19 protein-coding genes are annotated in these 25,443 nt (G+C 65.0%); 12 read left to right on the top strand and 7 right to left on the bottom strand.

The window, feature by feature from the left end; genetic code table 11:
• Positions 1–180: 180 nt before the first annotated feature.
• From R2N03_RS08020 to R2N03_RS08010, 3 genes are read left to right on the top strand one after another with little or no spacing between them, the layout of a single operon-like run.
• A complete protein-coding gene (locus R2N03_RS08020) occupies positions 181–405 on the top strand; it encodes a hypothetical protein (RefSeq protein WP_012430652.1) in 225 nt (74 codons plus the stop codon).
• A gap of 14 nt (positions 406–419) precedes the next feature.
• The gene (locus tag R2N03_RS08015; protein WP_012430651.1) at positions 420–2,138 is read left to right on the top strand and encodes a DUF2334 domain-containing protein; all 1,719 of its coding nucleotides are present in this window, start codon (positions 420–422) and stop codon (positions 2,136–2,138) included.
• A gap of 2 nt (positions 2,139–2,140) precedes the next feature.
• On the top strand, positions 2,141–3,025 hold the full coding sequence (locus R2N03_RS08010) for a hypothetical protein (protein WP_182557782.1): 885 nt from the start codon (positions 2,141–2,143) through the stop codon (positions 3,023–3,025).
• Here the strand turns inward: R2N03_RS08010 and R2N03_RS08005 are convergent.
• Both R2N03_RS08005 and R2N03_RS08000 read right to left on the bottom strand, forming a co-directional pair.
• Positions 3,022–4,146: a mechanosensitive ion channel family protein gene (locus tag R2N03_RS08005; RefSeq protein ID WP_012430649.1), complete on the bottom strand. Its 1,125-nt coding sequence runs from the start codon at positions 4,144–4,146 to the stop codon at positions 3,022–3,024. The genes R2N03_RS08010 and R2N03_RS08005 overlap by 4 nt on opposite strands.
• 53 nt (positions 4,147–4,199) lie before the next feature.
• Positions 4,200–5,300 carry a GGDEF domain-containing protein gene (locus R2N03_RS08000; protein ID WP_316657136.1) on the bottom strand — a complete coding sequence of 367 codons (1,101 nt, stop codon included), beginning with the start codon at positions 5,298–5,300 and terminating at the stop codon, positions 4,200–4,202.
• Between the two features lie 503 nt (positions 5,301–5,803).
• Here R2N03_RS08000 and R2N03_RS07995 point away from each other — a divergent pair.
• The 7 genes from R2N03_RS07995 (at position 5,804) to R2N03_RS07965 (ending at position 14,684) form a co-directional block, all read left to right on the top strand.
• Entirely contained in the window at positions 5,804–6,469 is a 666-nt protein-coding gene (locus R2N03_RS07995; RefSeq protein ID WP_012430647.1) for a response regulator, read from the top strand.
• A complete protein-coding gene (locus tag R2N03_RS07990; RefSeq protein WP_012430646.1) occupies positions 6,466–7,962 on the top strand; it encodes an ATP-binding protein in 1,497 nt (498 codons plus the stop codon). Before R2N03_RS07995 ends, R2N03_RS07990 begins: the two co-directional genes overlap by 4 nt.
• Before the next feature lie 51 nt (positions 7,963–8,013).
• A complete protein-coding gene (locus R2N03_RS07985) occupies positions 8,014–8,541 on the top strand; it encodes a hypothetical protein (RefSeq protein WP_012430645.1) in 528 nt (175 codons plus the stop codon).
• A gap of 113 nt (positions 8,542–8,654) precedes the next feature.
• On the top strand, positions 8,655–10,001 hold the full coding sequence (locus R2N03_RS07980) for a TolC family protein (protein ID WP_012430644.1): 1,347 nt from the start codon (positions 8,655–8,657) through the stop codon (positions 9,999–10,001).
• On the top strand, positions 9,998–11,218 hold the full coding sequence (locus tag R2N03_RS07975) for an efflux RND transporter periplasmic adaptor subunit (protein ID WP_316657131.1): 1,221 nt from the start codon (positions 9,998–10,000) through the stop codon (positions 11,216–11,218). The genes R2N03_RS07980 and R2N03_RS07975 overlap by 4 nt, the downstream gene beginning before the upstream one ends.
• Positions 11,215–14,364, top strand: a complete 3,150-nt coding sequence (locus R2N03_RS07970; RefSeq protein ID WP_316657129.1) for an efflux RND transporter permease subunit — start codon at positions 11,215–11,217, stop codon at positions 14,362–14,364. Before R2N03_RS07975 ends, R2N03_RS07970 begins: the two co-directional genes overlap by 4 nt.
• Complete coding sequence (locus R2N03_RS07965; protein WP_182557788.1) at positions 14,361–14,684, top strand: P-II family nitrogen regulator; 324 nt, start codon at positions 14,361–14,363, stop codon at positions 14,682–14,684. Before R2N03_RS07970 ends, R2N03_RS07965 begins: the two co-directional genes overlap by 4 nt.
• 116 nt (positions 14,685–14,800) lie before the next feature.
• On the opposite strand, the gene R2N03_RS07960 is transcribed toward R2N03_RS07965, so the two are convergent.
• On the bottom strand, positions 14,801–17,017 hold the full coding sequence (locus tag R2N03_RS07960; protein ID WP_316657126.1) for a M1 family metallopeptidase: 2,217 nt from the start codon (positions 17,015–17,017) through the stop codon (positions 14,801–14,803).
• A 562-nt stretch (positions 17,018–17,579) separates the two neighbouring features.
• On the opposite strand from R2N03_RS07960, the gene R2N03_RS07955 reads away from it, so the two are divergent.
• A complete protein-coding gene (locus tag R2N03_RS07955; RefSeq protein ID WP_316657124.1) occupies positions 17,580–19,052 on the top strand; it encodes a sensor domain-containing diguanylate cyclase in 1,473 nt (490 codons plus the stop codon).
• A gap of 48 nt (positions 19,053–19,100) precedes the next feature.
• Here the strand turns inward: R2N03_RS07955 and R2N03_RS07950 are convergent, their stop codons facing one another.
• Positions 19,101–19,937 carry a class I SAM-dependent methyltransferase gene (locus tag R2N03_RS07950; protein WP_316657122.1) on the bottom strand — a complete coding sequence of 279 codons (837 nt, stop codon included), beginning with the start codon at positions 19,935–19,937 and terminating at the stop codon, positions 19,101–19,103.
• Positions 19,938–20,156: 219 nt separating this feature from the next.
• On the opposite strand from R2N03_RS07950, the gene R2N03_RS07945 reads away from it, so the two are divergent.
• Positions 20,157–21,425, top strand: a complete 1,269-nt coding sequence (locus R2N03_RS07945; protein ID WP_012430637.1) for a TIGR03862 family flavoprotein — start codon at positions 20,157–20,159, stop codon at positions 21,423–21,425.
• Here the strand turns inward: R2N03_RS07945 and R2N03_RS07940 are convergent.
• The 3 genes from R2N03_RS07940 to R2N03_RS07930 form a co-directional block, all read right to left on the bottom strand.
• On the bottom strand, positions 21,412–22,554 hold the full coding sequence (locus R2N03_RS07940; protein WP_316657119.1) for a methyltransferase: 1,143 nt from the start codon (positions 22,552–22,554) through the stop codon (positions 21,412–21,414). The two genes, R2N03_RS07945 and R2N03_RS07940, sit on opposite strands and share 14 nt — an antisense overlap.
• Positions 22,555–22,763: 209 nt before the next feature.
• Positions 22,764–23,420 carry a response regulator gene (locus tag R2N03_RS07935; RefSeq protein WP_012430635.1) on the bottom strand — a complete coding sequence of 219 codons (657 nt, stop codon included), beginning with the start codon at positions 23,418–23,420 and terminating at the stop codon, positions 22,764–22,766.
• A 27-nt stretch (positions 23,421–23,447) separates the two neighbouring features.
• Complete coding sequence (locus R2N03_RS07930; RefSeq protein WP_316657114.1) at positions 23,448–25,403, bottom strand: type IV pili methyl-accepting chemotaxis transducer N-terminal domain-containing protein; 1,956 nt, start codon at positions 25,401–25,403, stop codon at positions 23,448–23,450.
• Positions 25,404–25,443: the final 40 nt, after the last annotated feature.

The following is a 25,443-nucleotide window of genomic DNA, read 5'->3' as shown; positions in this document are numbered from 1 at the left end:
ACTGGTTGCCGGCTGGCTCATCGTAGCCCCCCCTGGGCCGGCAATGCGGGGGCGCCGGCGGTTGTCGTCGGCGCCTCCCAACTGCGATCCCCCGGCAGCGATGCTGATCCAAAACCGACGGCATCCGCTTCGCAAGGAACGGTCAAGGTCGCCCAGCCCGTACAGCCGGCCGTTCTGGCGATGGCTACACCCAAGGCTGTGACAGGAGGGCCCCGCGCCTATGGCTACGGTGTCATGGACGAGAACGGTCAGGTGGTCCCCCCGCCCCGGCCAGCCGTCATCACGGAAGTCCGGCCGGGCATGCCGGAGACAGAAGTCGCCGGCACGGAACGCGGCCACGATCGTGGCCCCAACTTCAACCTCGGGCTCTACCGCCAAGCGGATGGCTCGGTGTATCGACCATGAGTCGGAGCGTCATCATGAAGACATTGCTTGGTAAGTTTCTCTGCGTGCTGGTGTTTGCTGGCAGCCTGCTTGGCGTCTCGGTGGGCGGAACGGCGCAGACTTCTGCATGCACCATCGGTATCGGACCTGTGTGCGTGACGGTGGGTGCAACGGCATCGGCTCAAACCACGCCAGCCAAGATGCTGGTGCTGTACGACGCGCCGCCCAACGACCAGTACACCAATCTGGGCAAGGCCTACGCCATCATGCTGTACAACCTGCTCGCGCACTTCAACACGACGATCACGCTGCTGCCCGTGCAGAACTACACGGCAGGCATGACCGAGCAGTATGCCGCCACGTTCTACATGGGGAGTTACTACAACAACCCGATCCCGGCGGCTTTCCTGTCGGACGTGACGACCACGCAGAAGACCGTGGTCTGGTTCAAGTACAACCTGTGGGAACTGGCCTGGAATACGGCGTATCCGTTCACTTCGCGCTACGGCATCAACTTTGTCGGCCTGCGGGGCCTGAACGCGGCACCTTCGGCAAGCGCGCCGAATCCGGGATTCTTCGACACGGTGTCGTACAAGAACCTGACGATGACCAAGTACTACGCCTACAACGCCACGACCGGTGCCATCAGCGCGGATCCGGATATCGGCGTGACCTCGGTGGCGGACGCCACCAAGGCGACGAGCCTGGTGACCATCACCAACTCGGTCACCCAGGAGACCGCACCTTATGTCATGCGCTCCGGCAACTTCTGGTACTTCGCCGACATGCCGTTCTCCTATATCGGCCCACGCGACCGATACCTGGCCATGTGCGACCTGCTGCACGACATTCTCGGCACGAACCAGGCGACCCTGCACCGTGCCATGGTCCGGCTGGAAGACGTGAACGCCACCACCACCGTGTCTTCCATGAAGACGCTCACGGATTACCTGTACAGCAAGAAGATCCCGTTCTCCATTGCGACCATTCCGCTGTATACCGATCCGAATGGTGTGTACAACGGCGGCGTGGCGCAGACCATCCACCTGGTCAATGCAACGGGTTTGAAGCAGGCCCTGAACTATGCCCAGAATCGTGGCGGCCGGGTGCTCATGCACGGTTACACGCACCAGTACAGCAACATCCCGAACCTCATCAACGCGGTCAGCGCGAATGACTTCGAGTTCTGGCTCGCCACGGAGAACCGGCCGGTGAATGAGGATTCGACGCAATGGGCGGCAGGGCGGCTCTCCGCGGGGCTGCTGGAATTCCAGCTCAACGGCTACTTCCCGTTTGCCTGGGAAGCGCCTCACTACCAGTCGTCCCCGCTGTCCATCAAGGCGGTGCCGCAGTATTTCAAGACGACCTATCAGCGCGTGGTGTACTACACGTCGGACAACCCGCAGACGCTGAACTCGACCACGGCCGGGCATGACTTCTCGGTGGGCCAGTTCTTCCCCTACATCATTCAGAAGGACTACTACAACCAGCGCGTGCTGCCTGAAAACCTCGGCAACGTGGAATACAACATCTGCAATATCGATCCGTCGTCCTGCCTGACCTACACGGCGCAGGACATCCTGACCAACGCGAACTACGCGCTGGCCGTGCGCGATGGATTTGCGTCGTTCTTCTTCCACCCGTTCTGGCTGGAGCCGGATCTTGGCACGCCAGGCTTTACCGACTTCCAGACCATCATCAGCGGCATCACCAGCCTTGGGTTCACCTGGGCCGACGCCAGCAAGGTGCAGTAGCCATGCATAGGGTGCGCGCGATGACAGCGGCGTTGCTGGTGTCGGGCGCATCCTCATGCACGTTGGGCGCGGAGCCAGTCGGTACGCTGCCGGCCGGCCCTGTGCCGCTGTATGGCGTGACGGTCGACGCCGTCGACGATGTGCCCGCCGTGGTCGATGCGCTGGCGCATCTCTCGCGCATACCCACCGTGCGCCTCGTCTTCGACGAGGGGATGCGCGCGGCCGACTACGCTGCCCCGGTGGCGGCCATTCGACGCGTGGCCTATGTGATGGGCGAGCTGGCCGATTCCTCCACGCTCAGGCAGTACTCCGTCCGACAGATGCGCGAGCGCGCCGACGCCTACGTCGGGGCGCTGGGCAGCAATGTCGACGTTTGGGAAATCGGTAACGAGATCAACGGCGAGTGGACCGGACGCCCCCGCGACGTGGTCGACAAGACCGTGGCCGCGTACGACGTCGTCACCCAGCATGGCGGCCGCACCGCACTCACGCTCTATTACAACGAAGGCTGTGCGGAAGAGCCCTCGCACGCCATGTTCCGCTGGACCGAAAGCCGCGTGCCGGCAAGCCTGCGCAACGGCGTCGATTACGTGTTCATCAGTTTCTACGAAGACGACTGCAGGGTCCCGTCGCCCGACTGGAATGTCGTGTTTGGACGCCTGGGCAGGCTGTTTCCGCACGCCGTGCTTGGCTTCGGCGAGGTCGGTACGCGGCATGCGGCGCGCAAGGCTGCATTGATTGCCCACTACTACGGCTTGACCATCTCGCATCCGCGCTTTGCGGGCGGCTACTTCTGGTGGTATTTCCGGCAGGACATGGTGCCGCGCTCGCGGCCTTTGTGGCGCAACATCGATGCGGCGTTCCAGGCCATGCCGGTCAAGCGCTAACGCGTGCGCATGCGCGGCGCACCGCCTGAAGCTGCATGGCCGCCCAGGTCTTCGGGCTCCACGGGTTCACCATCCCGGCGCACGAGCTGGATGGTGCGCGTGGGCAGCGCGAACGCAGTGCCCAGGTTCTCCAGGCCTTCTAGGATGGACAGGTTGATGCGCTGCTGGATGTCCATGTAAAGATTGAAATCCGGATCGGTCACGAAATAGACCACTTCGAAGTTCAGCGCATTCTCACCAAACTCCTTGAAATGCGCGCGATCGAAGCGCGTGTTGCCGGCGGCCTCTACGGCGCGGCGCACGATCTCTGGAATCTTCTGCAGCTGTGCCGCACGCGCGTCGTACGTCACCCCGAAGGTGAAGACGATGCGCCGTTCCGACATTCGCTTGTAATTGTGGATCGTGCTCTTGAGCAGCGCCGTGTTGGACGTGACGATTTCCTCGCCCGACAGGCTGCGAATGCGCGTGGTCTTGAGACCGACGTGCTGTACCGTGCCGGCAATCGATTCGACCACGATGAAGTCGCCAATTTCGAAGGGCTTGTCGAGCCCGATGGCCAGCGAGGCAAAGAGGTCGCTCAGCACGTTCTGCACCGCGAGCGCAACGGCGACACCGCCCACGCCCAGGCTGGCGACAAAGGCCGTGATGTTCACGCCCACATTGGCCAGGATGCCGAGCATCAGCATCGACCACAGCGCAAAGCGCAGGACCCAGGCCACCATTGACGTGATGACCGGATTGCGGGTGGCGTTGCTCTGCGCGGACAGCCGCTCCCGCGCCCAGAGCTTCACGCCACGATTGAGCCACAGCGCAATCTGGAAGCCAATGATGACGAACCACACGTGATCGAGCTTGTTGGCAATCCGGTTCGGCAGATCGATGAAGTAGGACCCCGCCAGCAATGCTGCGAGCCCGATGAACAGCGGATGCGTGTCGCGCAGTACCGCGGCGGTCAGGGCGTCGAAGCGGTGGCCGGTGTCGCGGGCGTGTGCTTCAAGCCGATTGCAGATCAGCCGCAGGATGCTCGACAGCAGGGCATAAGCCGCCACGACGGTGAGCGCGGCCGCAGCCCAGTCGCGGGCGGGAACGCGCAGGAAGGTGTGGGCGTTGAGCCACTCCATGGGCATCTCCGTGCAAGGTCACGGGATGCGGCGCCGCACAAAACGTGCCCGCGTCACTGCGCCAGCTCGGGGCTGTGCAGCAGATCGCTTGGTACGCAGACGCGGTTGCGCCCCTGCCGCTTTGCTTCCATCAGACCAACGTCGGCATCGGCCAGCAGGCGGGCAAGGTCTTGACCGCGGCGCAAGGGTGCGGCCCCCACGCTGATCGTCAGTGGGCCAACGGGCGATTCGCTGGCCGCCACGGCTGCCTTGATTCTGTCGACCACGGCGAGTGTGTCGTCGAGTCCGCAGCCCGGCAACAGCATGGCAAATTCGTCCCCGCCCAGACGGCCGAACAAGTCCTTTGGGCGCAGCACCCGCGCGAGCGCTTCCGACAGCGCGACCAACGCCTCGTCGCCGGCGGCGTGGCCCCACGTGTCGTTGATGGTCTTGAAGTGATCGACATCGAGGTAGAGCGCGCACAGCGGCTCGGCATGATGCTGGGCGCGCTCCACGGCAAAGCCGCCCAGCTCGAAGAAGCGCTGGCGCGCGAGCATGCCGGTCAGGTGGTCCGTATTTGCGCGGTCGGCCAACGAGCGTTCAGCGGCGAAGTGGCGCGCCATCGCGCGCAGCAGGTAGTGGTGAATGACCGCAGCGGCTGCAATGCAGATGGGCTGGTACAGCAACAGGCCGAGCCACGCCTTGTGGATGTCCGCTTTTGGCGCGCTGGTCGTGAAGATGGCCGCCAGCGGTCCTGCGGCGCATAGCATCATGGCAATGACGAAATCGCGCCGGGTCAGCCATGCGGGGCTGGTGGCCAGCGGCATCAGGTGGAACGCGGGCAGCACCCACGCGAGCCCGGCCTGGTGGCCGAACAGCACGATGGCGACCTCCTCGGTCAGCAGATGTGCCAATGCCAGTGGCGCCCACAGGCCCGTGTGCCGCTGACGTTGCGCCGTCAGCACGATCACCAGCATCACGCCCAGTGCGGCGACCAGCGGCGTCAACGTCTGCAGCATGCCGGTCGCCCAGCCGAGCAGGATGGCGAAGGCATACCCCAGCACGCCGCACTTGCTCAGCGCGAGGATCATCGGCACGAAATGGCGCGCCTGATAGTCGCGTGAAGGCGCACGCGCGTCGGGCAGATGAGAGAGGGTGGGCGGGTTCGCGCTCAAGGCAGGGCAGCAGGCCTCCTGGCGCGATGGATGATGCGGGCGCGGGCGGGGCCGGAATGCGCAACAAAGCGCGCATTTTAATGGGGTCACGCGCCGCCGTGCGCGGATTTTTAGGGGGGGTGAGGTCCTGGGATCCCCGGCACCTGGAACACGTGCCAGACGCTGGCCCTGCCGATGACACCAAAAATGGTTCAGGCCGCCATCGAAGTGAAGCGGTTGTCGCCAAGTCCCGCATCAGGTGTCGATCGCCCGTCATGCGGATCCGCGGCAACATCGCACACGGCAACCGCAGAGCCGACCCACGGAAGCGATGTCACCCTACCCAGGGCAGGCATGTGACGTGCAGGCGCCCAGCCAGGCCCCGTGCCGAGACGGTTTATCGTCACATTGCGCCACACATTTAAGGTAAAGCTCAGTCCGTTGCGGTAGATTCCGGACTTTGCCGGCGCCGGTGTCCCCGGTGCCGGCTGTCCGTTTACCGCCCATCTGCCGAGATTCCGCGCATGAACGCCATCCTCCTCATCGAAGACGACTTGCCGCTGGGCACTGCTCTGGCCCGGGCGCTGCGTCAGGCCGGCTACAACGCGACCTGGGTGCGCCGCCTGGTTGACGCGCAGAAATGGATCACCACCAACACCTTCGAGGCGATCGTGCTCGACCTGGGCCTGCCCGACGGCGAGGGCCACGTCTTTCTGGAGGAGCTGCGTGCCGCGCACCGCGACGTGCCCGTCATCATCGCCAGCGCGCGCGATGCGCTGTCAGAACGCCTGAAGGGCCTGGATGCCGGGGCGGACGATTTCCTCGTCAAGCCATTTCCGGTGGACGAACTGATCGCCCGCCTGCGCGCCGTGCTGCGTCGCCATGCGGGGCAAAGCACCAACCAGTGGAGCGTTGGCAACCTGGTCGTCGAGCCCTCGCAGAAGCGGGTCACGCAGGACGGCCAGGTCATCGAGCTGACGCCACGCGAATACCAGCTCCTGCTGGAGCTGGTGCGCCGCGCCCATCGCTGGGTGCCGCGCGAAACGCTCATGGATGCGCTCTATCGCGAGGGTGACAGCGTGAGCGCCAACGCGCTCGAGGTCGTGATCCACCACCTGCGGCGCAAGCTCGGCAACGAGACCATCCAGACCATCCGTGGCGTCGGCTACATGATCGGGGGCAACCGGTGAAGCTTGCCGTTCCGGCGATCCTGCGGGTCCGGTCGTTATCGTTCCGGCTCTATGTGCTGATCCTGTTGGCGCTCGTGCTGATGCTGCTGGTGCAACTGGTGATCGCACACCTGGAGATTTCGCGCACCAACAGCCGACAAGTGGTGAGCGATCTGCGCATGTCGGCCCAGGCCTATGCAGACCTGACCACGCTCAACATGGACGACGTGCCGCGCCGCGAAGAATTCCTGCGCCGCCTCACCAACATCAAGCTGGGCTTGTCACTACCCAACATCCTCCCGGGCGAATTCCGCTACGTGCTGTGCGACCGCGCCGGTAACGTCGTCACGGCCTTCCCCGGCGCACCGACCATGCCGTGCGGCAAGGTGCAGGGCGCGGTGGTCGAGGTCATGCTGGAAGGCAAACCGTGGCGCAGCTACACGGTCGAGAGCATCGACGGCAAGATCACCGCCACGGTGGCGCAGCCGCTGTCCGCCTATGAGCGCGCCATTCGCGACCTCTTTCAGGAAGTGGCGATTGCACTGGCCATCCTGGCCAGCGCGCTGATGGTGATGGTGGGGTGGGCGGCCCATCAGGGCCTCAAGCCGCTGCGTACCCTGACACGGCAAGTCGAGTCGCGCGACTCGGCCGATCTCGACCCCGTGCAGAGCGTCGAACATGCCGAACTGAAACCGCTGGTAGATGCCCTCAACGGGCTCTTCGCCCGGGTGCGCCGCGGCATCGAAGCCGACCGACGGTTCTTTGCCGATGCCGCGCATGAGTTGCGCACGCCGCTGGCTGCGATCCAGGCGCAGGCGTATGTGGTATCGCACTCGGATAGCGAAGACGACCGGTCTACGGCGCTGCGCGAGTTCGATCGCGGCATCTCGCGCGCGACCCAGTCGCTGGCCAAGCTGCTTGCCATCGCGCGGCTCGATGCGCGACGCGTCGAGGCGCAACTGGCGCAGGGCGCGCTGTCCGATCTCGCGGGGTGCGCCCGCAGCGGCGTCATCCAGCAGGCCTCACGCGCCGAGCGGCGCAACATCACGTTGTCCTACGAGGGCGCCAGCCAGGCCTGGGTCGCGGTGTCGCACGAAGACGCCGCCACGCTGGTCGAGAACGTCCTTGACAATGCCGTGCGTGAAACGCCCGAGGGCGGTGAGGTGCGCGTAGCCGTCAGGCGCATCGAGCGGGGTGGGCCGGGTGGTGCACCCATGGTCGAGCTTCGCGTCGAGGATACCGGCCCTGGTATCCCGCCCGACGAGCGCGAGCGCGTGTTCGAACGCTTCTATCGGCCGCGCGAGAGCCAATCGCAGGGCAGTGGCCTGGGACTCGCGATCGTGCGGCGGATTGTCGAGCTCGGCAATGGTTCCGTGGCGATCGAGGATGGCCTTGCACATGCGCACGGCAGGGGCTGCGCGATCGTGATCCGCCTGCCTGCGCTGGACAGCACGCCCGAGCCGATCGAGCCCGATGACGCGCCGCCCGGCATGACCGACTCGCCTGCACAATGAGCCTTGCCGGATACGTAGAGGCTGCCATTTTCCTGTTAGTATCCGCGCCCAATGTCTGTGACGAGCTTTCTGTCATCCCCGCCCACGCTGGCACGCGCCAACACGCGTGGCGTGCGCTCGCGCCTGCGCAGCGTGCGGTGGCTCGTCTCCGTCTGGTGCCTGTTGTTCACCGTTTCGGTATTTTCGGCCACCCACTTTCCGGATGGCCAGGCCGCAGACGAAGCATTGGAGGCCGTTGACGCCATCATGGATGATGCGTTCGACGCTGCCCAACCGGTAACGGTGTCCAACCCGCGTTTCGAGCGTGCCGTGAATGCGGTGCTCGGCAAGGCGGCCAAGGCTTCGAGCCAGTGCTTCAACATCCAGCATTGGGTTGCACAGGCTCAGGATGCGCCCGACGCGCCGCCCACCAGCGCAGCGTCCCCCGATCACCCCAGCGACGCACCAGAACTCTGGCTGCCGCCGCCTCCCATGGCGTTGATGCCCGGCTTGCGTGTCGCGCGCGTCCGCGTCTCTCTTCCTCCGTTCCAGGCTGGCCCCACGCCGGCCCCCATGCTGCGTCCTCCCGCACGCGTCTGACTTCCGGCATGCGCCGGAAACCATCCCCTTGAGTTGCTAGTGCTGCGCCAACTGGTCTGTTGACCGGCTGCGCGCTCGCGCTTGCCTGTTCTTCTTTTTCAGGATGATTTCGGATGTTGTCCAATCAGGATGCGGCCACTCCGCGCCCCGCAGCCGGTGCGCGCGCGTCGCGACGTGCTGTTCTTTTCGCTGTGCTGGCCGCAATGGCCGTCCACACCAATGCCGCGCCGCCAGTGCCTTCACCGCGTGGTGCCCAGACCGCCACTGCCCGCGCTGACGAGGCTCTTCCGCAGCCGCGCTACACCTTGCCGCAGTTGCTGGAGTTGGCCCGCGCCAACCACCCGGCGCTCGCCGCTTCGCAGGCGCAGGTGCAGGCCGCGCAGGCGGGCACTGCCACCGCGCGCGCCTGGCCCAACCCCGAGGTGGAAGCCATGGCCGGCCGCCAGCGTGCCCGCATGCCGGGTGCGGCGGAAGGCCGCACCAATAGCGTGTCGATCACGCAAAAGCTCGACTTGCCGTGGCAGCGCGCGGCCCGCACGCAAGCCGCCGATGCCGCGTACGAGGCGTCGCAGGCGACTGCCCGGTCGCAGGCACGTGACGTAGAGGCCGATTTGAAGCTGCGTTTCTACGACGTGGTACGCCGCGAGGCCGAGCAGCGCAACGCGCGCGAAGACGTGACGCTGGTCGAGCAGATCCGCCGTGGCGTGGCCGTGCGCGTGGAAACCGGCGAGGCCCCGCGCTACGAACTCATCCGTGGCGACGCAGAGCTGCTCAATGCGCAGCGCAACGAGCAGGCCGCCGCACTGCGCGTGCAACAGGCGCTGGCTGAACTGCGCCGTGCCGTGGGCGCCGATCTACCGCTCACGTTCGACGTCGATGCCGGCACCGAGACGCCATCCGTGGCGCATCTGCCGCCCCTGGCCGATCTGGTCAGTACGGTCGTCGCCACCCATCCCGAATTGGAAGCCGATCGCGCCGCCGTGCGCGAGGCCGAAGCGCGTCTCGCGCACGAGCGCAGCCAACGCTGGCCGTCGCTCGCGCTGCGCGGATCGGTCGATCGCCAGCCCGATCTGCAGGACAGCCGCGTGGGCCTGGTGATGTCGATTCCGCTGTTCGACCGACGTGAAGGCCCGGTGGGCGAAGCCGTGGCTGCCCGCGAACGCGCCCGCGCCCTGTTGCGCGACCGCGAGTTGCGTGTGCGGCAGGCGGTGGAGTCCGCCTATCGCCAATACGAGATCGCAGAGTCGCAAGTCAGCGCGCTCGAATCCGGCGTCATCAAGCAGGCCGAATCGGCGCTGCGCGTGGCCGAAGCCGCATACCGCCACGGCGAGCGCGGGATTCTCGACTACCTCGATGCCCAGCGCGTCTTCCGCCAGGCACGCAACGACCTGATTGCCGCACGCGCAGACCTGCGCACCGCCGCCGTTGAACTCGACCGCCTGCGCCCGGAGGCCCAATGACACGCCCGAGCCATCGCGTTGCCTCCCGAACCCATGAATCCAGCCTCACCATGAACGCACCTGCTTCCTTCTCTTCTTCGATCCGGCTGGCCGGCGTTGCCCTTGCAGCGATGTTGTTGCTTGGCGCCTGCGGCAAAGATGCCGCCAACGATGCCAAGGCCGCGCAACAGGCCGTCGACCCGAATCTCGTGGTTGCACAGCCCACGCTGGTGCAGCGCCTGAAAGTGGCGCCGGTGGGCAAGCAGCCGATTGCCGAGCGCTTGCGCGTGCCGGGGCAGATCGCGTTTGACGAACAGCGCGTGGCGCGTATCGGTGCCACCGTCACGGGTCGTGTGACGGAGCTGGTCGCCACGCCGGGGCAGAGCGTCAAGGCGGGCGACATCCTCGCGCAACTGCACAGCACCGAGCTTGGCGCCGCGCAGCTCGCCTACCAGAAGGCTGCTGCGCAGCGTGATTTGCAGGCGCGTGCGCTGGGACGCGCCAAGCTGTTGCTGGCCGCCGACGTGATCGGCTCGGCCGAACTCCAGAAGCGCCAGAGCGAACTCGCAATGGCCGATGCCGAAGTGCGCGCGGCCATCGACCAGTTGCGCGTGATGGGCGTATCGCCCGGCACGCTGGCGAAGATGCGCACCGGCGGCATGTCATCGATCTCACCCGTGGTGGCAAGCATCAGCGGCACGGTGGTGGAGCGCAAGGTAACGCGCGGCCAGGTGGTGCAGCCGGCCGACGAGCTGTTCACCGTGGCCGATCTGTCGCGCGTGTGGGTGGTGGGCGAAGTGCCCGAAAACGCCGCTGCCGGCGTGCGCGCTGGCCAAGCCGTGGAGATCGACACCGGCGCCGGCGACCGCATTGTCGGCAAGCTGATCTGGGTGTCGGACATTGTCGACCCGCAAACGCGGACGGTCACGGTGCGCACCGAGGTGGACAACGCAGAGCGCACGCTCAAGCCGTCGATGCTGGCCACGCTGCTCATCCAGTCGCGCCCGGAAGAGCGGGTGGTGGTGCCAACCTCCGCCGTGGTGCGTGAAGACAACCGCGACTACGTGTTCGTGCGCGCCAGCGAGACGAACTACCAGCTCACGCCGGTCAAGCTCGGCGATGAATCGAACGGTGTGCGCCCGGTGGTCTCCGGCGTGCAGGCCGGGCAGCCGATCGTCGTTGAAGGCGGCTTCCATCTGAACAATGAGCGCAAGCGCGCCGAGATGGAGGGCGCATGATCGACGCATTGATTCGCGGCGCGCTCAAGCAACGGCTCGTGGTGGCGGTGATCGCCGCCGTGCTGCTGTTCTTCGGGTTTGATGCCGCCCGCAAGCTCTCGCTTGATGCGTTTCCGGATGTGACCAACGTGCAGGTGCAGATCGCCACGGAGGCACCGGGCCGCTCACCCGAAGAGGTCGAGCGCTTTGTGACCGTGCCGGTGGAAATGGCGATGACCGGCCTGCCGGCGCTGACCGAGATGCGCTCGCTCAACAAGCCGGGCCTGTCGCTCATCACGCTCGTCTTTACTGATGAGACCGACGTGTACTTCGCGCGCCAGCTTGTGATGGAGCGGTTGATCGAGGTGCAGTCCCGCATGCCGGCGGGTGTGACGCCGGTGCTGGGCCCCGTATCGACGGGCCTGGGCGAGGTGTATCAGTACACACTCGACAAGCCCGATGACGGCGACAAGGAGCTTTCGGTGGAGGAACTTACGCAGCGCCGCATTGCGCAGGACTGGGTGGTGCGTCCGCTGCTGCGCTCCATTCCGGGCGTGGCCGAGATCAACTCGCAGGGTGGTTACGAGAAGCAGTATCAGGTGCTCGTCAACCCGGAACGCCTGCGCCACCACAACGTGACGGTCAAGCAGGTGTTCGAGGCGCTGGCCGCCAACAACGCCAACTCGGGCGGCGGTGTGCTGCCGCACTTTGCGGAGCAATACCTGATTCGCGGCGTGGGTTTGGTGCGCGACACCAACGACATTGGCGCCATCGTGCTCAAGGAGGTCAACGGCACGCCGCTCACGATCCGCGACGTGGCTGAGGTGAAGATCGGCACGGCGGTGCGCGCGGGGGCGGTGGTCAAGAACGGCGTGACGGAATCCGTTGGCGGTGTGGTGATGATGATGCGCGGCGGCAATGCCAAGGAAGTCGTCGCCCGCATCCAGGATCGCGTCAAGGCCATCAACAACGACGGCATGCTGCCCGATAGCCTGAAGATCGTGCCGTATTACGAGCGTTCGGAGCTGGTGGATTCGGCCTTGCAGACCGTCATCAAGGTGCTGGCCGAAGGCGTGGTGCTGGTGGTGATCGTGCTGCTGCTGTTCCTGGGTGACATCCGTTCATCGCTCATCGTGGTCGGCACGCTGATCCTCACGCCGTTGCTGACGTTCATGGCGATGAACAAGCTCGGCATCTCGGCCAATCTGATGTCATTGGGAGGCTTGGCCATTGCCATCGGCTTGATGGTCGATGGCTCGGTGGTTGTGGTGGAGAACGCCTTTGCGCATCTGGCCAAGCCGCGCGATCCGAACGAGAGCCGCGCGCGTGTGATCCTGCATGCCGTGACGGAGGTGGCGACGCCCGTGATCTTTGGCGTGGGCATCATCATCCTGGTGTTCCTGCCGCTGATGACGCTGGAGGGCATGGAGGGCAAGATGTTTGCGCCGCTGGCCTTCACGATTGCGATTGCACTGTTCTTCTCGCTGGTGCTGTCGCTCACGTTGACGCCGGTGTTGTCGTCGTATCTGCTCAAGCCCAAGGCGCACAAGCACGTTGAGGGTGAGCACAGCGACGACCCACATGCCGAGCACGACGCGCACGACACGTGGCTGATCCGCAAGATGAAGAAGCCGTATCTGCGCTTGCTGGAGCTGAGCCTGAACAACGGCCGCAAGACCGTGATCGTGGCTGTGGCGGTGTTTCTCGCCACCGGTGCGCTGATGCCGTTCCTGGGCACGGCGTTCATTCCCGAGATGAAGGAAGGTTCGGTGGTGCCAGGCATCAACCGCGCGCCGAACATCTCGCTGGAAGAGTCGATCCGCATGGAGATGGAAGCCATGCGCCTGGTGATGCAGGTGCCGGGTGTGAAGTCGGCCGTCTCTGGCGTGGGCCGAGGTGAGTCTCCAGCCGATCCGCAGGGCCAGAACGAGTCGACGCCGATCGTGTCGCTGAAACCGCGCGACGAATGGCCCAAGGGCTGGAACCAGGACGACATTGCCGAAGCGATGCGCAAGGCGCTACAGGTGCTGCCCGGCGTGCAGATCGTCATGGCGCAGCCGATTTCCGACCGCGTGGACGAGATGGTGACCGGCGTACGTTCCGACGTGGCCATCAAGGTGTTCGGCGATGACCTGAACACGCTGCGCGAGAAGGCCGAAGCGATTGCCAAGGTGGCGCAGGGCATCCAGGGTGCACAGGACATGCGCGTGGAGCGGATCACCGGTCAGCAGTATCTGCAGATCGCGATCGACCGCCAGGCCATTGCGCGCCATGGTCTGAACGCGGCCGACGTGCACAACGTGATCGAAACCGCCATCGGCGGCAAGGAGGCCACGGAGATCTTCGAAGGCGAGCGTCGCTTCAGCGCGGTGGTGCGCCTGCCGAACGCATATCGCGGCAGCGTGGAGGCCATCCGCAACCTGATCGTGGCCGCACCCAACGGCGCGCAAGTGCGGATGGAAAGCATCGCCCGCATCGATGTGACCGACGGCCCCGCGCAGATCAGCCGCGAACTGGGCAAGCGCCGCGTGGTGGTGGGCGTGAATGTGCGCGACCGCGACTTGGGCGGCTTCGTGGCGGAGTTGCAGGCGGCGGTTGCGCAGAAGGTCAAGTTGCCCGAGGGCTACTACCTGGAATGGGGCGGCCAGTTCCAGAACATGGAACGCGCCATGGGCCACCTGAAGGTGATCGTGCCGATTACGGTGGCCGCCATCTTCTTCCTGCTGTTCCTGCTCTTCAACTCGGTGCGCTACGCCACGCTGATCATTCTGGTGCTGCCGTTCGCTTCGGTGGGCGGGATCATCGGCCTGTTTGTCACGGGTGAGTACCTGTCTGTGCCGGCATCGGTGGGTTTTGTGGCGCTATGGGGCATCGCGGTGCTCAACGGCGTGGTGCTGGTCAGCACGATCCGCAGTCTGCGCGAGCAGGGCATGTCGGTGGAGGAATCGGTGCGGCTGGGCTCGCGCATGCGTTTCCGGCCCGTGATGATGACGGCCACGGTGGCCATGCTGGGCTTGATCCCGTTCCTGTTTGCCACGGGGCCGGGTTCAGAGGTGCAACGGCCGTTGGCCATCGTGGTGATCGGCGGTCTGTTGACCTGCACGCTGCTCACGCTGGTGATGCTGCCCACGCTGTACAAATGGTTTGATGAGGAGTCGAAGGCATGAAGGAAATCCGCATCGTAGTGCGCCCGCAACTGCTGGAACGCATGCATGAAGCGCTGCGCAGTTGCCCGGGGTTTCCCGGTATGACGGTGGCCGAAGTGAATGCCTATCCGCCAACGGCTTCGCAGGCCGGCGCGCATTCCATCAAGGAAGACCTGACGGAGTTTGTGCCGCGCGTACGCATCGAGATCGTGGCCTCCGATGCCTTGGCCAGCGTGCTGTTCGAAAGCGCCGTCAAGGTGCTGGAGCACGGCCAGACCGGCGACAGCGCCATCTGGATGACCGATGTGATTCAGGCCACCTTCCTGCATCGCACGGGTTGAAGATCGTGTGATGCGCACATGAAAAACGGCGGACCATGTCCGCCGAAAATCAGGAGCCAACGTTGCAGCGGGCTGCTTCCCAAGACACACGGGAAGCGGCCCGCTTGCTTTGGCGCTTACCGCTTGATGTCGGTCAGATGCTTCATGAGACCTTCGTAGCGGAACTTGTGGATCGGGCGATCCATGTTCTGCATCTGTTGCAGCTGCACCGCTTGCGGACGCAGCGAGCCTGTCGGCGTCACAGCCTGTGCACGCAGCGTTGCGACGGCCGGCTGCATGTTCTGGATGCCAACGATCTGGTCATACAGCGCCTTGTCGATGATCTGCGCGTTGTACAGCTGCGTTGCATCGCCGGCGATGTTGGTCGTCGTCGCCTTGTTGGTGATGGAACCGGCCTGCGCCAGCAGCGCGCTCCACAGCGTCGGGCTGTAGTTGGTCACGTAGTAGTCCAGGCCCGTGGGGTTCGCCAGCACGGCCGAGCAGGTCGGCAGCGTGACCTGTGCGGTCTGCTGATCCAGCACCACCGTCTGCGTCTGCGCCAGCCCATCGCCGTAGGCGATCGTGAGCGGAATATTCCACTGATAGCCGGAATAGACGTTCTTGTTCGGGAACGCCTTCTGCGTGATCGTCAGTACGTTCTGGTTGGTGGCCGGGTTGCACTGCGCGTCGATGCTGACGAGCGGCACGCCCGTCTGGCGCACAAAGCTGTCGCCCACCTTGCCGACAGGCTTGCCGCTGGCGGCTTCCAACTCTGCCCACAGGCGCGGCGGTGTGCCGTTGCCGAACTTGTACTTGTTCAGGTAGCTCTGCAGCCCCTTGCGCATGGCGTCCTTGCCGACGTAGTTCTCGATCATCTGCAGGACATGGCCGCCCTTGTTGTAGGCAAAGCGGTCGAGGAAGTCCATCGAGCCGGCATCACTCAAGTTGTGCTGCACCGGCACCGAGGTCGGCTGCAGGTCGAGCGTGTAGACGCGCTGCTTGACGGCCGCATAGTCGGCCCACGTGTTGCCCTGGAACTCCGGGTGCAGTGCGATCTTGGTGACGTTCTCGAACCAGTTGGCAAAGGATTCGTTCAACCAGATGTCGTCCCACCAGTCCAGCGTGACGAGGTCGCCAAACCATTGGTGCGCCAGTTCATGCGACACCACAACGAACGAGCGTGCCTTGCCCATCGAGTGGACGGTCGTCGGTGCGCCATCGGGCGGCACCAGCACCTGGTCGGCAAACTCGAAGATGGCGCCCCAGTTCTCCATGCCGCCAAAGCCGGCGTTCTTGTTGTCGTAGCTGTCGTTGGCGACGATGGTGTCCATCTTGTCGAACGGCAGCGGGATCTGGAAGTAGTTGTAGTAGTGGTTCAGCGCTTCCTTCGTGAACTGCATGCCGGCCACTGCCGAGTGCGCCTCGCCAGGCGGCACCCACCAGCGCAGGCGCATGCTGCTGCCATCGAGCGGGTTGGTGAACTGGTCTTCCAGGATGTCGAACTTGCCGCCGCCGAAGAACAGCAGGTACGCCGGCATCGACGGTGTCTTGGCAAACGACACCTGTTGATAGCCATCCGGCAGCTTGGTGGCGCCCGTCTGCCTGCCGTTGGCCACGGCCTTCCAGTCGCCCGGAATTTCCGCCGTCACCTCGAAGGTGTTGCGGAAGGCCGGCTCATCCCAGCTCGGGAACCACTCGCGCGCAAAGTTCGATTCGCCCTGCGTGACGATGGCGTCTGAACTCTCACCCGTTGCCGCCTGCAGGCCCAGCTTGAAGATGCCTTCGGCCTTGGTGAAGTTGATCGTGCCCGTCCATTCCATGTGCAGCACGTAGTTGCCGGGCTTGATGTCTCCAGTCGGGTCGCGCAGGTCGTAGAAGGCCCCTTGCGATTGCGGAATCGGCACCAGCACGCGCGATGCACCGCCGCCCGAGGTGGGCGTGAGCGTCAGGCGTGAGGCGTCGAGCTTCAGGTCACGCACGGCCAGCGTCACCGCGCCGGTCTGCTTGGTGACCTTGATCTCCACGTCGGCGCGGCCCGAGAAGCTGTTCAGGTCTGCGCTCGGGCGGAACCACAGCTTGTAGTTGACGGGCTTGATGGTGTCCGGCAGTTCAACCGGGGGCACCGATGCATCGACGGCCGGCGCCTGCGCATTGGTATTGCCCTGCTGCTGCGAGCCGTTGGCATCGACCTTGCCGCCAGCCGGTGTGAGCGCTTCATCGCCGCCGCCGCCGCATGCGGCCAGAATCATTGCGGCGGCAGCCTGCGCGACGAGTGCCAGCTTGAACCCCCGGCGCGAGCGGAGGTTTGTGGCGCGTGTCGTGGCCGTACGACGGTGGGTTGTCGAATCCCGCATTGCATTTCTCCTGAGGTGGAAACGAATCGGCGGCCCGAAGTTCAAAATAAAAACATCAGGGGGCAGGCCGCAGAATCGAGATAAGGAATACCCCGCTTGTTGCGCGGTGCAAATCACAGCCCACGCACGGGATGGACGGATTCTGGAGGAAATGGCCGATGAATCGAGACGAAGTTTTTTAATTCGCGCGCGGCTGATTTTCGAGGTGTCTTTGGAGTTTTTGGACGTTACGCCGGCCAGTTTCCGTGCATTTTCCAGGCGAGCTGCCGCTTTCTTCAATGAGTATTGAAAAAATGCAATGCAAAATCTGGTGAGTGAAAATCTCTTAATAATCGGTTGGGCGAAATTACAATGCCGTATAAAGCAAAGCTAAATGCGCGGTGCTTGCGCAAAATCGAGCCCGGGAACTTTTGCAGTGTTTTTCGACGTATTGCGGCGCAATGGCGGCCTCGGCTTCCTTGGCTTAGGGGTAATCCTTCCGGATGAGGGTTGTGTGGTGCGCGGCGTTGCACAAAGCCGGTACGCTCGCAGGGTTACGAAGTGTTTTTTTCTTGAGCGATTCATGCAATCCGCGTCCGATAGCGTCAGCAGCCCTGCTGCCGTGGGAGTCGACCTGATCGACTTCTTCGATGTCACCCCCACCTCGCTTTGGCTGGAGGATTACAGCGACCTGCACCGACTGTTCGCCCAATGGCGCGCGGCAGGGGTGACCGACCTGCAGCGCTTTCTGGAAGAGGACGTATCACGTGTGGCGGCGTGCTCGGCCTGCATCAAGGTCCTGCGCGTCAACCGTCGCACGCTGGCCATGTATGCCGCCCAGGATGCCGAAACCCTCACTGCGCGTCTGGCCGACGTGCTGCGCGACGACATGCTCGAAGCCCACGTGGGCGAGCTTGTACAGCTCTGGTCGGGCAGCCCCTCGTTTGAAAGCCGCAGCGTGAATTACACGCTCGACGGCCGCCGACTCGACATCCTGCTCAAGGGCGTACTGCTGCCCGATCATCACCAGCCGTGGGACCGCGTGCTCGTGGCCGTCGACGACATCACCGAACTGGAGGACGCCCGCCGTCGTGCCGCCGCCAGCCAGCTCTATGCGCGAGGCGTGTTTGAGCACGCGCCGGTATCGCTGTGGGTCGAGAACTTCAGCACGATCAAGATGCTGCTGGACGAGGTCCGCATGCAGGGCATCTCCGATTTCCGCACGTTCACTGACGTGCATCCGGAGTTTGTCGAGCGCTGCATGCAGGAGATCCAGGTGCTCGATGTCAACGGCTTCACGCTGGAGATGTTCAAGGCGCGCAGCCGCAGCGATCTGCTCGGCCGCCTGTCCGAAGTCTTTCGGGACGACATGCGTTCACACTTCCGCGAGCAGCTGATCGACCTGTGGGACGGCAGGCTGTTCCAGCAGCGGGAGGTCGTCAACTACGCACTGGACGGTAATCCGCTGAACATCCACCTGCAGTTTTCCGTCTTTCCCGGCCGCGAGCAGGACTGGGACATGGTGCTGCTGGCATTGACGGACATCACCGCGCGCAAGAAGGCCGAGTCCTACCTGGAATATCTCGGCAAGCATGACGTGCTGACAAAGCTGAAGAACCGGTCTTTCTACGTGGACGAAGTCAACCGGCTCGAGCGCAAGGGGCCGTTCCCGGTCACGGTGATCATGATCGACCTGAATGATCTGAAAACCGTCAACGACCAACTGGGCCACGCGGCGGGGGATGCGCTGCTGCGGCGCGCGGGTGAAGTGCTCGCCAAGGCCATCGACAAGCCTGCCCATGCCGCCCGCATCGGTGGTGACGAATTTGCCGTGCTGATGCCGGGCGCCGATGCGCAGGATGGCGAAGCGCTGATGGAAAGCCTGCGCAAGCTGGTGGAACTCAATAACCAGTTCTATTCGGGGCCGTCGCTCGGCTTCGCGATGGGTTGCGCCACATGCCAGGAAGGCGAGCGTCTTGAAGAGGCATTGCGCGAGGCCGACGTCGCCATGTACGAAGACAAGCGCACGCAACAGGACGGTGTGCGCGCGGCATAGGCGCGCTGGCCCATCCGCCCGGATGCTGCCGCCTGTGCAGGCTCGCCTTCAGGCCGGCGCAAAGAAGCGTTCGTGCAGCTCTTCCAGGCCGAGCGTATTGATGACCTCGTTCAGCCGCTCCGTCGCGCGCCGGCGGGGCAGGTCCTTGTACTGGGCGATGATCAGCTCGTTCTTCATCGAGTGTTCCCACCCGACCAGCTCGGTCACGCTGACCTGATAGCCGTGGGCCTCGAGCTGCAGGCAGCGCAGCACGTTCGTGACCTGGCTACCGAACTCACGTGTGTGTAGTGGATGGCGCCAGATCTCCGTCAGCGCATTGCCTAGCGACTTGCTTTTGTTCTTGCGCAGGACGCCCGCCACCTCCGCCTGACAGCAAGGCACCAGTACGATGTACTGCGCGTGCTTTTCTAGCGCGAAACGGATCGCATCGTCGGTGGCCGTGTTGCAGGCATGCAGCGCGGTCACGATGTCGATGGTGGGCGGGAGACGATCCGAGGTGATGGACTCCGCCACCGACAGGTTCAGGAACGACATCCCCCTGAAGCCCAGCCGCGCCGCGAGTTCGGTGGACTTTTCGACCAGCTCTTCGCGCGTTTCAATGCCGTAGATGTGCGAGGTGCCATCGCCGGGCTGTTCCTTGCAGAACAGGTCGTACAGGATGAAGCCGAGGTACGACTTGCCCGCGCCGTGGTCGACCAGCGTGACATGCCCCTTGGTCTGCTGCACGTCGGCCATCAGCGGCTCGATGAACTGGAACAGGTGATAGACCTGCTTGAGCTTGCGGCGGCTGTCCTGGTTCATCTTGCCGTCGCGCGTCAGGATGTGCAGTTCCTTGAGCAGCTCGATCGACTGGTTGGGGCGGATTTCGTGGGTCTTGTTGGACATCGTCAGGACAGCCTGGGCAGCGTGTCGCACCGGTAGCGCGAGGTGCGGCAGCGCAAGGGAAATCGGGAATGAGCGCGTCAGTTTACCGAAAAGCCGATCGGGCGACGGCGGGGTCACCCGCCTGCCAGCTGCATGGCCCGCCTCGTTTGCTCGCACCAGGCGGCAATGTAACAATAGCGGCCCGCCTGTCTGGCCCGCGCGACGTCTTCCCACTCTTGTATGTCTGAACCCCGTAACGCCCCCGTGGTTGCCGTGATCGGCGCTGGCCCCGCCGGCTTGATGGCTGCGGAAGTCCTGTCCCGCAACGGGGTCCGTGTCGAAGTGTTTGATGCCATGCCGTCGGCCGGGCGAAAGTTCCTGCTGGCCGGTATTGGCGGCATGAACATCACGCATGCGGAGCCGATCGATGCGTTTCTCGGGCGCTATCGCACGCGACGCGATGCGCTGGCGCCGCTCATTGAACACTTCAGCCCCGACGCATTGCGCGCATGGATTCATGGGCTCGGCATCGAGACGTTCGTCGGCAGTTCGGGCCGTGTGTTTCCCACGGAAATGAAAGCGGCGCCGTTGTTGCGCGCATGGCTGCACCGGCTGCGCGAAGCGGGCGTGAAGCTGCATATGCGGCATCGATGGATTGGCTGGGGCGACGCGCAGAACGCCAGCGCGCTGCGCTTTGAAACGCCCGACGGCGAGCGATACATGCAGGCCGATGCCGTGGTGCTGGCGATGGGCGGCGCCAGTTGGCCGCGCCTGGGCTCCAACGGTGCGTGGGTGCCATTGCTCGAAGCGCGCGGGGTTCAGGTGGCGCCACTTCAGCCGGCCAACTGCGGGTTCGACGCATCGTGGAGTGCGCATTTTCAGGAGCGCTTTGCGGGGCAGCCGGTCAAGTCCGTGGCGATCGCCCTGCCTTCTGCCGAGGGTGGCCCACTGCAATTCCGCCAGGGCGAATGCGTTGTCACGCAGACGGGCATTGAGGGCAGCCTCATCTATGCGCTGTCTGCGCCCATCCGCGATGCGCTGGCGGCGGCGGGCACCGTCACGGTCTGGCTGGACCTGGCGCCCGGTTGGAGCGCGCAGCGCGTGGCCACCGAATTGATGCGGCCGCGCGGCGCGCGGTCCATGTCGAGCCACCTGCAGAGCAAGCTGAACATCACCGGCGTCAAGCTGGGGCTGCTGCGCGAGTGCCTGTCAAAAGAGGCGTTTGCCGATCTTGCGCAGCTTGCTCGGGCCATCAAGGCGCTACCGCTGACGCTGCTGCGCCCCCGGCCCATCGACGAAGCGATCAGCACGGCGGGCGGAGTCGCGTTCGAGGCGCTGGATGCCAGGCTGATGATCGAGCGATTGCCTGGCGTGTTCTGCGCGGGCGAGATGCTCGACTGGGAAGCGCCGACCGGTGGCTATCTGTTGACTGCATGTTTCGCAAGCGGCGCCGCCGCCGGACAGGGCGTGCTCGATTATCTGGGGCAGCAAGGCATTAGCGTGCCTTGAGCCGCCACAGCGAGGTCACCTCGGCAGCGCGGGCCTGGTGGAGCGGATCGTTCGGGTCCGACGCCTTCGGGTGCTTCGGCTTGATGTCTTCGCGGCCAACGACCTGCAGACCTGCAGCCTCGATCATCGCCATCAGTGCATCACGTGTGCGCAAGCCGAGATGCTCGGCGAAGTCCGACAGGATCAGCCAACCTTCGCCAGCAGGCTCCAGATGCGCGGCAAGGCCATCGAGAAAGCCGCGCAGCATGCGGTTGTCCGGATCATAGACGGCGCGTTCGATGGGTGAGCTGGGCCGGGCTGGCAGCCAAGGCGGGTTGCAGACAATGAGAGGCGCGCGGCCTTCGGGAAACAGATCGGCTTCGATCACCTCCACCTGCGACTGGAGCCCGAGGTGTGCAAGATTGTCGCGGGCACACGCCAGTGCGCGCGGGTCCTGGTCGGTGGCGACAATATGCTTGACGCCCCGTTTCGCGAGCACGGCTGCGAGCACGCCGGTGCCGGTACCGATATCAAATGCCAGCGCTGTCGACGGCAACGGCGCGTTCGCCACCAGGTCGATGTATTCGCCGCGCACGGGCGAGAACACGCCGTAATGCGGGTGGATGCGCCCGCCACCCAGGGCGGGGATTTCAACGCCTTTCTTGCGCCATTCGTGCGCGCCGATCAGACCGAGGAGTTCCCGCAGCGAGACCACCGAAGCCGCATCGCTGGGTCCATATGCCTCACGGCAGGCTGCGCGCACGTCGGGGGCGCGACGCAGTGGGACCGTGTAGTCGGCATCGAGCGGTATCAGCAGCATGCCCAGCGTGCGCGCGCGCTGCGATTGCGCCTGGCGGTGCAGGTTGAAGGCGTCGATGGCCGATTCGGCTGTCTTGCGTGGCTTGCGATCGGCGCGGCGCGACATCGCTTGCAGCAGCTGGCGTGCGTTCTGGAAGTCGCCATGCCACAGCAGCGCGGTGCCTTCGCATGCCAGGCGATAGGCGGTATCGGCGGCGGTGCGGTCATCCGCAATGACGACGCGTTTGGGCGGCGGGTTGCCGGCTTCCGAGCGCCACAACGCGGTGTGGTGGGTTTCGGCGTCGGTTTCGGAGCCGGCGTCGGTCCAACTGAGAGTGGGGAGATGGGTCACGGGCGGATAGGGGAATGCGGAGAGCCGGCGTGCTGACCGATGTCAGGCGCACGGGAAACCGCGACACGATACCGCCCGTCGCATCAACACACAACGGCCCCGGTGTGCCGCGCCGCACACATCGCCATGGCTTGCCGCACGCGACCCGCTCCGGTGGTCGCTGCGGGGCGTGGATTCTGCGCACCTGGCGTGGAAGGCGATGACGTTGACTAGCCGCCGTTGAGTCCGTGCTCGACCGCATAGACAGCCACTTGCACCCGGCTCGTCAGGTTCAGCTTCTTGAGGACGTTCTGCACGTGGATCTTCACGGTGCTCTCGGCAACGTCGAGGGTACGCGCGATCTCCTTGTTGCTTTCGCCACGCGCCAGGCCCTTGACGATCTCGCGCTCGCGCGGTGTCAGCCTGTCGGGCATCGGCGTGGTGGCGGCGGGCGGCGCCTTTTCCGGGGCACGGAAATGCGCGACGAGCTTGGCCGTCATGCGGTCGGAGATCACGGGCTCACCGGCTGCGGCGCGGCGTATGCCGGCCACCAGCGTCTCGGCCTCGATGTTCTTGAGCAGGTAGCCGCGCGCGCCATCGCGCAACGCGGCTTTCAGTTCGTCTGCCTCTTCCGAAACGGTCAGCACCACGACGGCCGCGAGGGGCAGGTCCTGCACCAGTAGCTGAAGCGTTTCCAGCCCCGACAGGCCCGGCATGTTCAGGTCCAGCAGGATCACGTCGGGCTGATGCCGCTTGGCGAGCTTGATGCCTTCCAGGCCGTCGGCGGCCTCGTCCACCACCTCGAAGTCGGACTGGCGCTGCAGCAGGAGCCGGATACCCGAGCGGAACAGGGTGTGGTCGTCGATGAGCAGGATGCGAATGGTCATGATGCTGGGGCCGGAGGCATGAGCGGGTCAGGCGGCTTGGCGCTGTGGCTCGAGCAGCCGCAAGGTGACGGAGGCGCCCTGGCCGGGGCGGCCCTCCAGTTGCAATTGCGCCAGCAGGTAGGCGGCGCGCTCGCGCATGATGTTCAGGCCGACGTGGGCCTGGGTGCGTTCGGCCACTTCGCGGGCGTCATAGCCGCGGCCGTTGTCCTGCACGCGCAGCTCAAAGTCGCGGCCATTGGTGATGGTGACATCGACGCGGCTGGCCATGGCGTGCTTGCGCACGTTGGACAGCGCCTCCTGCAGGATGAACAGGACTTGCAACTGCTGGTCGGCAGGCAGTGGCGCGCCGCCGGCCTCGTGGTAGTGCAGCGAGGGGACGATGCCACTTTGCTGCGCAAAGCGGGCCAGCGTCTGTTCCACCGCCGGGCGCAGTTCGCCGCTCTCCAGCTTGGAGCGAAAGTTCAACAGCAGTTCGCGCACGTCCTGGTAGCTCTCTTCCACACCGCAGCGCAGGAGCGGAACGATCTCGCGCGCTTCGTCAAGATTGGCATCGCGCATGGCGGCGTCCAGCATCTGCACCTGCAGGTTCAGGAAGTTGAGCCCCTGCGCAATGCTGTCGTGCAGCCCCTGCGCGACGAGGTTGCGTTCTTCCACCACCGCCAGCTGCGTGGCCTTGGCCTGCAGGCGCAGGTTCTCCAGGGCGATGCCGAGATGTTGCCCCAGCGTTTCCAGCAGGCGCAGATCGTTCGGCGGCAATTGCCGGTTGTCGCGCAGATGCAGCGAGAAGGTGCCGAGCACGGCCTGCTGCGTCATGATGCGGAACACGGCCACGGTCGTGTAGCCCTCGCGCTGGCAGGGCAGCGCCGTGGGCGCGGCGGTCGGCCCTTCGCGCCGCATGCGGCGGAAGTCATGCACCACCACGACGTCCTGCTGCGTGGCCTGGCCGCAGAGGCAGGTATCGGCCCGCATGCATTGCTCCGCCTCCTCCAGATCGGCGGGCAGCCCCACGGTGGCGACCAGGTGCAGGCGCTCGCCGTCCGGGTCCATGACCCGAATGCTGCCCCCTGCAGCACCGAACTGATCGGCTACCCGCTGCAGGAAGCCCTGGCACAGCGCGTCGATGTCGGACGACACGTTGAGAAAGGCGGTGATGTCGTACAGCGCAGACAACTCGCGGTTCTGGGCCGCAAGCTGCTGGGTCTTCTGCGCGACGCGCGAGGCGAGGTCGGCGTACAGGCCCTGCAGCTCCTCGGCCATGCGATTGAAGCCGCGCGCCAGCAGGCCGAACTCGTCTCGGGTGTCCACCGACAGGCGCGTCGCGAATTCATGTGCGGCCATGCGCTGCAGCCCTTCCTGCAGACGCATCACGGGCAGGATGATCCACAGGAACAGCAGATAGATCATGGCCAGCGTGCCCACGCATGCCATCACGGCCAACGCGAACTGCGACAGCCTCAGCAGCGTCGTCTTGTGCGCGTTGCTCTGCTCGATCATGCGCACGAGCTGGTCTGCCTGGGCGATGAAATGCGGCAGGTGGGTGAGGTAGATGGAAGGCGCGCCCGGCGGCTGGGCGATGTCGGCGGCGATGCTGGGTTTGAGCCGTGTCTGCCAGGCGGTGCCGACGGCGTCAAACTGGCGGCGGATCTCGGTGTCGGCGGGCAGAAAGAGCGGCCGCTTTGCATCGCCCTTTTTCAGGGAAGCGAGCGTTGCGTCCAGGTGATCGACCTGGGGCGCGAGCATGCCGGTGTGGCCATTGCGCGCCTCCAGCACGGCCACGCCGATCTGGCTGGCGCGCATGCGCAGGCTGCCGGTGTCGTTGATGGCTGCGCCGGCGCCCTCGAGCTGCCAGGACAGCCATAGCGTTCCGCCGATCATCGCCAGCACCAGGGCGAGCGCAGTCAGCGATACCGCCACGATGCGCGTCGACAAGCGTTGCCGCACGGGCGGCTGCATGGCTAGGTGCGAGGTGGCGAGAGCGTTCATGATCGGGGCGCGATGGGAGCCCGGCCATCCTCCGCCAGCT

Origin of the sequence: Ralstonia condita (assembly GCF_958405655.1) — a bacterium.
Classification (GTDB): domain Bacteria; phylum Pseudomonadota; class Gammaproteobacteria; order Burkholderiales; family Burkholderiaceae; genus Ralstonia; species Ralstonia condita.
Note: the sequence above shows the minus strand (reverse complement) of the source record. Positions and strands in the feature narration are given on the sequence as shown.

Coding starts and splice junctions, on each gene's coding strand:
- R2N03_RS07965 (WP_182557788.1), top strand. CDS start 14,361: ATGAAGGAAATCCGCATCGTAGTGCGCCCGCAACTGCTGGAACGCATG.
- R2N03_RS07945 (WP_012430637.1), top strand. CDS start 20,157: ATGTCTGAACCCCGTAACGCCCCCGTGGTTGCCGTGATCGGCGCTGGC.
- R2N03_RS07995 (WP_012430647.1), top strand. CDS start 5,804: ATGAACGCCATCCTCCTCATCGAAGACGACTTGCCGCTGGGCACTGCT.
- R2N03_RS08015 (WP_012430651.1), top strand. CDS start 420: ATGAAGACATTGCTTGGTAAGTTTCTCTGCGTGCTGGTGTTTGCTGGC.
- R2N03_RS08005 (WP_012430649.1), bottom strand. CDS start 4,146: ATGGAGTGGCTCAACGCCCACACCTTCCTGCGCGTTCCCGCCCGCGAC.
- R2N03_RS07950 (WP_316657122.1), bottom strand. CDS start 19,937: ATGTCCAACAAGACCCACGAAATCCGCCCCAACCAGTCGATCGAGCTG.
- R2N03_RS07930 (WP_316657114.1), bottom strand. CDS start 25,403: ATGAACGCTCTCGCCACCTCGCACCTAGCCATGCAGCCGCCCGTGCGG.
- R2N03_RS07975 (WP_316657131.1), top strand. CDS start 9,998: ATGACACGCCCGAGCCATCGCGTTGCCTCCCGAACCCATGAATCCAGC.
- R2N03_RS07935 (WP_012430635.1), bottom strand. CDS start 23,420: ATGACCATTCGCATCCTGCTCATCGACGACCACACCCTGTTCCGCTCG.
- R2N03_RS07955 (WP_316657124.1), top strand. CDS start 17,580: ATGCAATCCGCGTCCGATAGCGTCAGCAGCCCTGCTGCCGTGGGAGTC.
- R2N03_RS07960 (WP_316657126.1), bottom strand. CDS start 17,017: ATGCGGGATTCGACAACCCACCGTCGTACGGCCACGACACGCGCCACA.
- R2N03_RS07980 (WP_012430644.1), top strand. CDS start 8,655: ATGTTGTCCAATCAGGATGCGGCCACTCCGCGCCCCGCAGCCGGTGCG.
- R2N03_RS07970 (WP_316657129.1), top strand. CDS start 11,215: ATGATCGACGCATTGATTCGCGGCGCGCTCAAGCAACGGCTCGTGGTG.
- R2N03_RS07985 (WP_012430645.1), top strand. CDS start 8,014: ATGTCTGTGACGAGCTTTCTGTCATCCCCGCCCACGCTGGCACGCGCC.
- R2N03_RS08020 (WP_012430652.1), top strand. CDS start 181: ATGGCTACACCCAAGGCTGTGACAGGAGGGCCCCGCGCCTATGGCTAC.
- R2N03_RS08010 (WP_182557782.1), top strand. CDS start 2,141: ATGCATAGGGTGCGCGCGATGACAGCGGCGTTGCTGGTGTCGGGCGCA.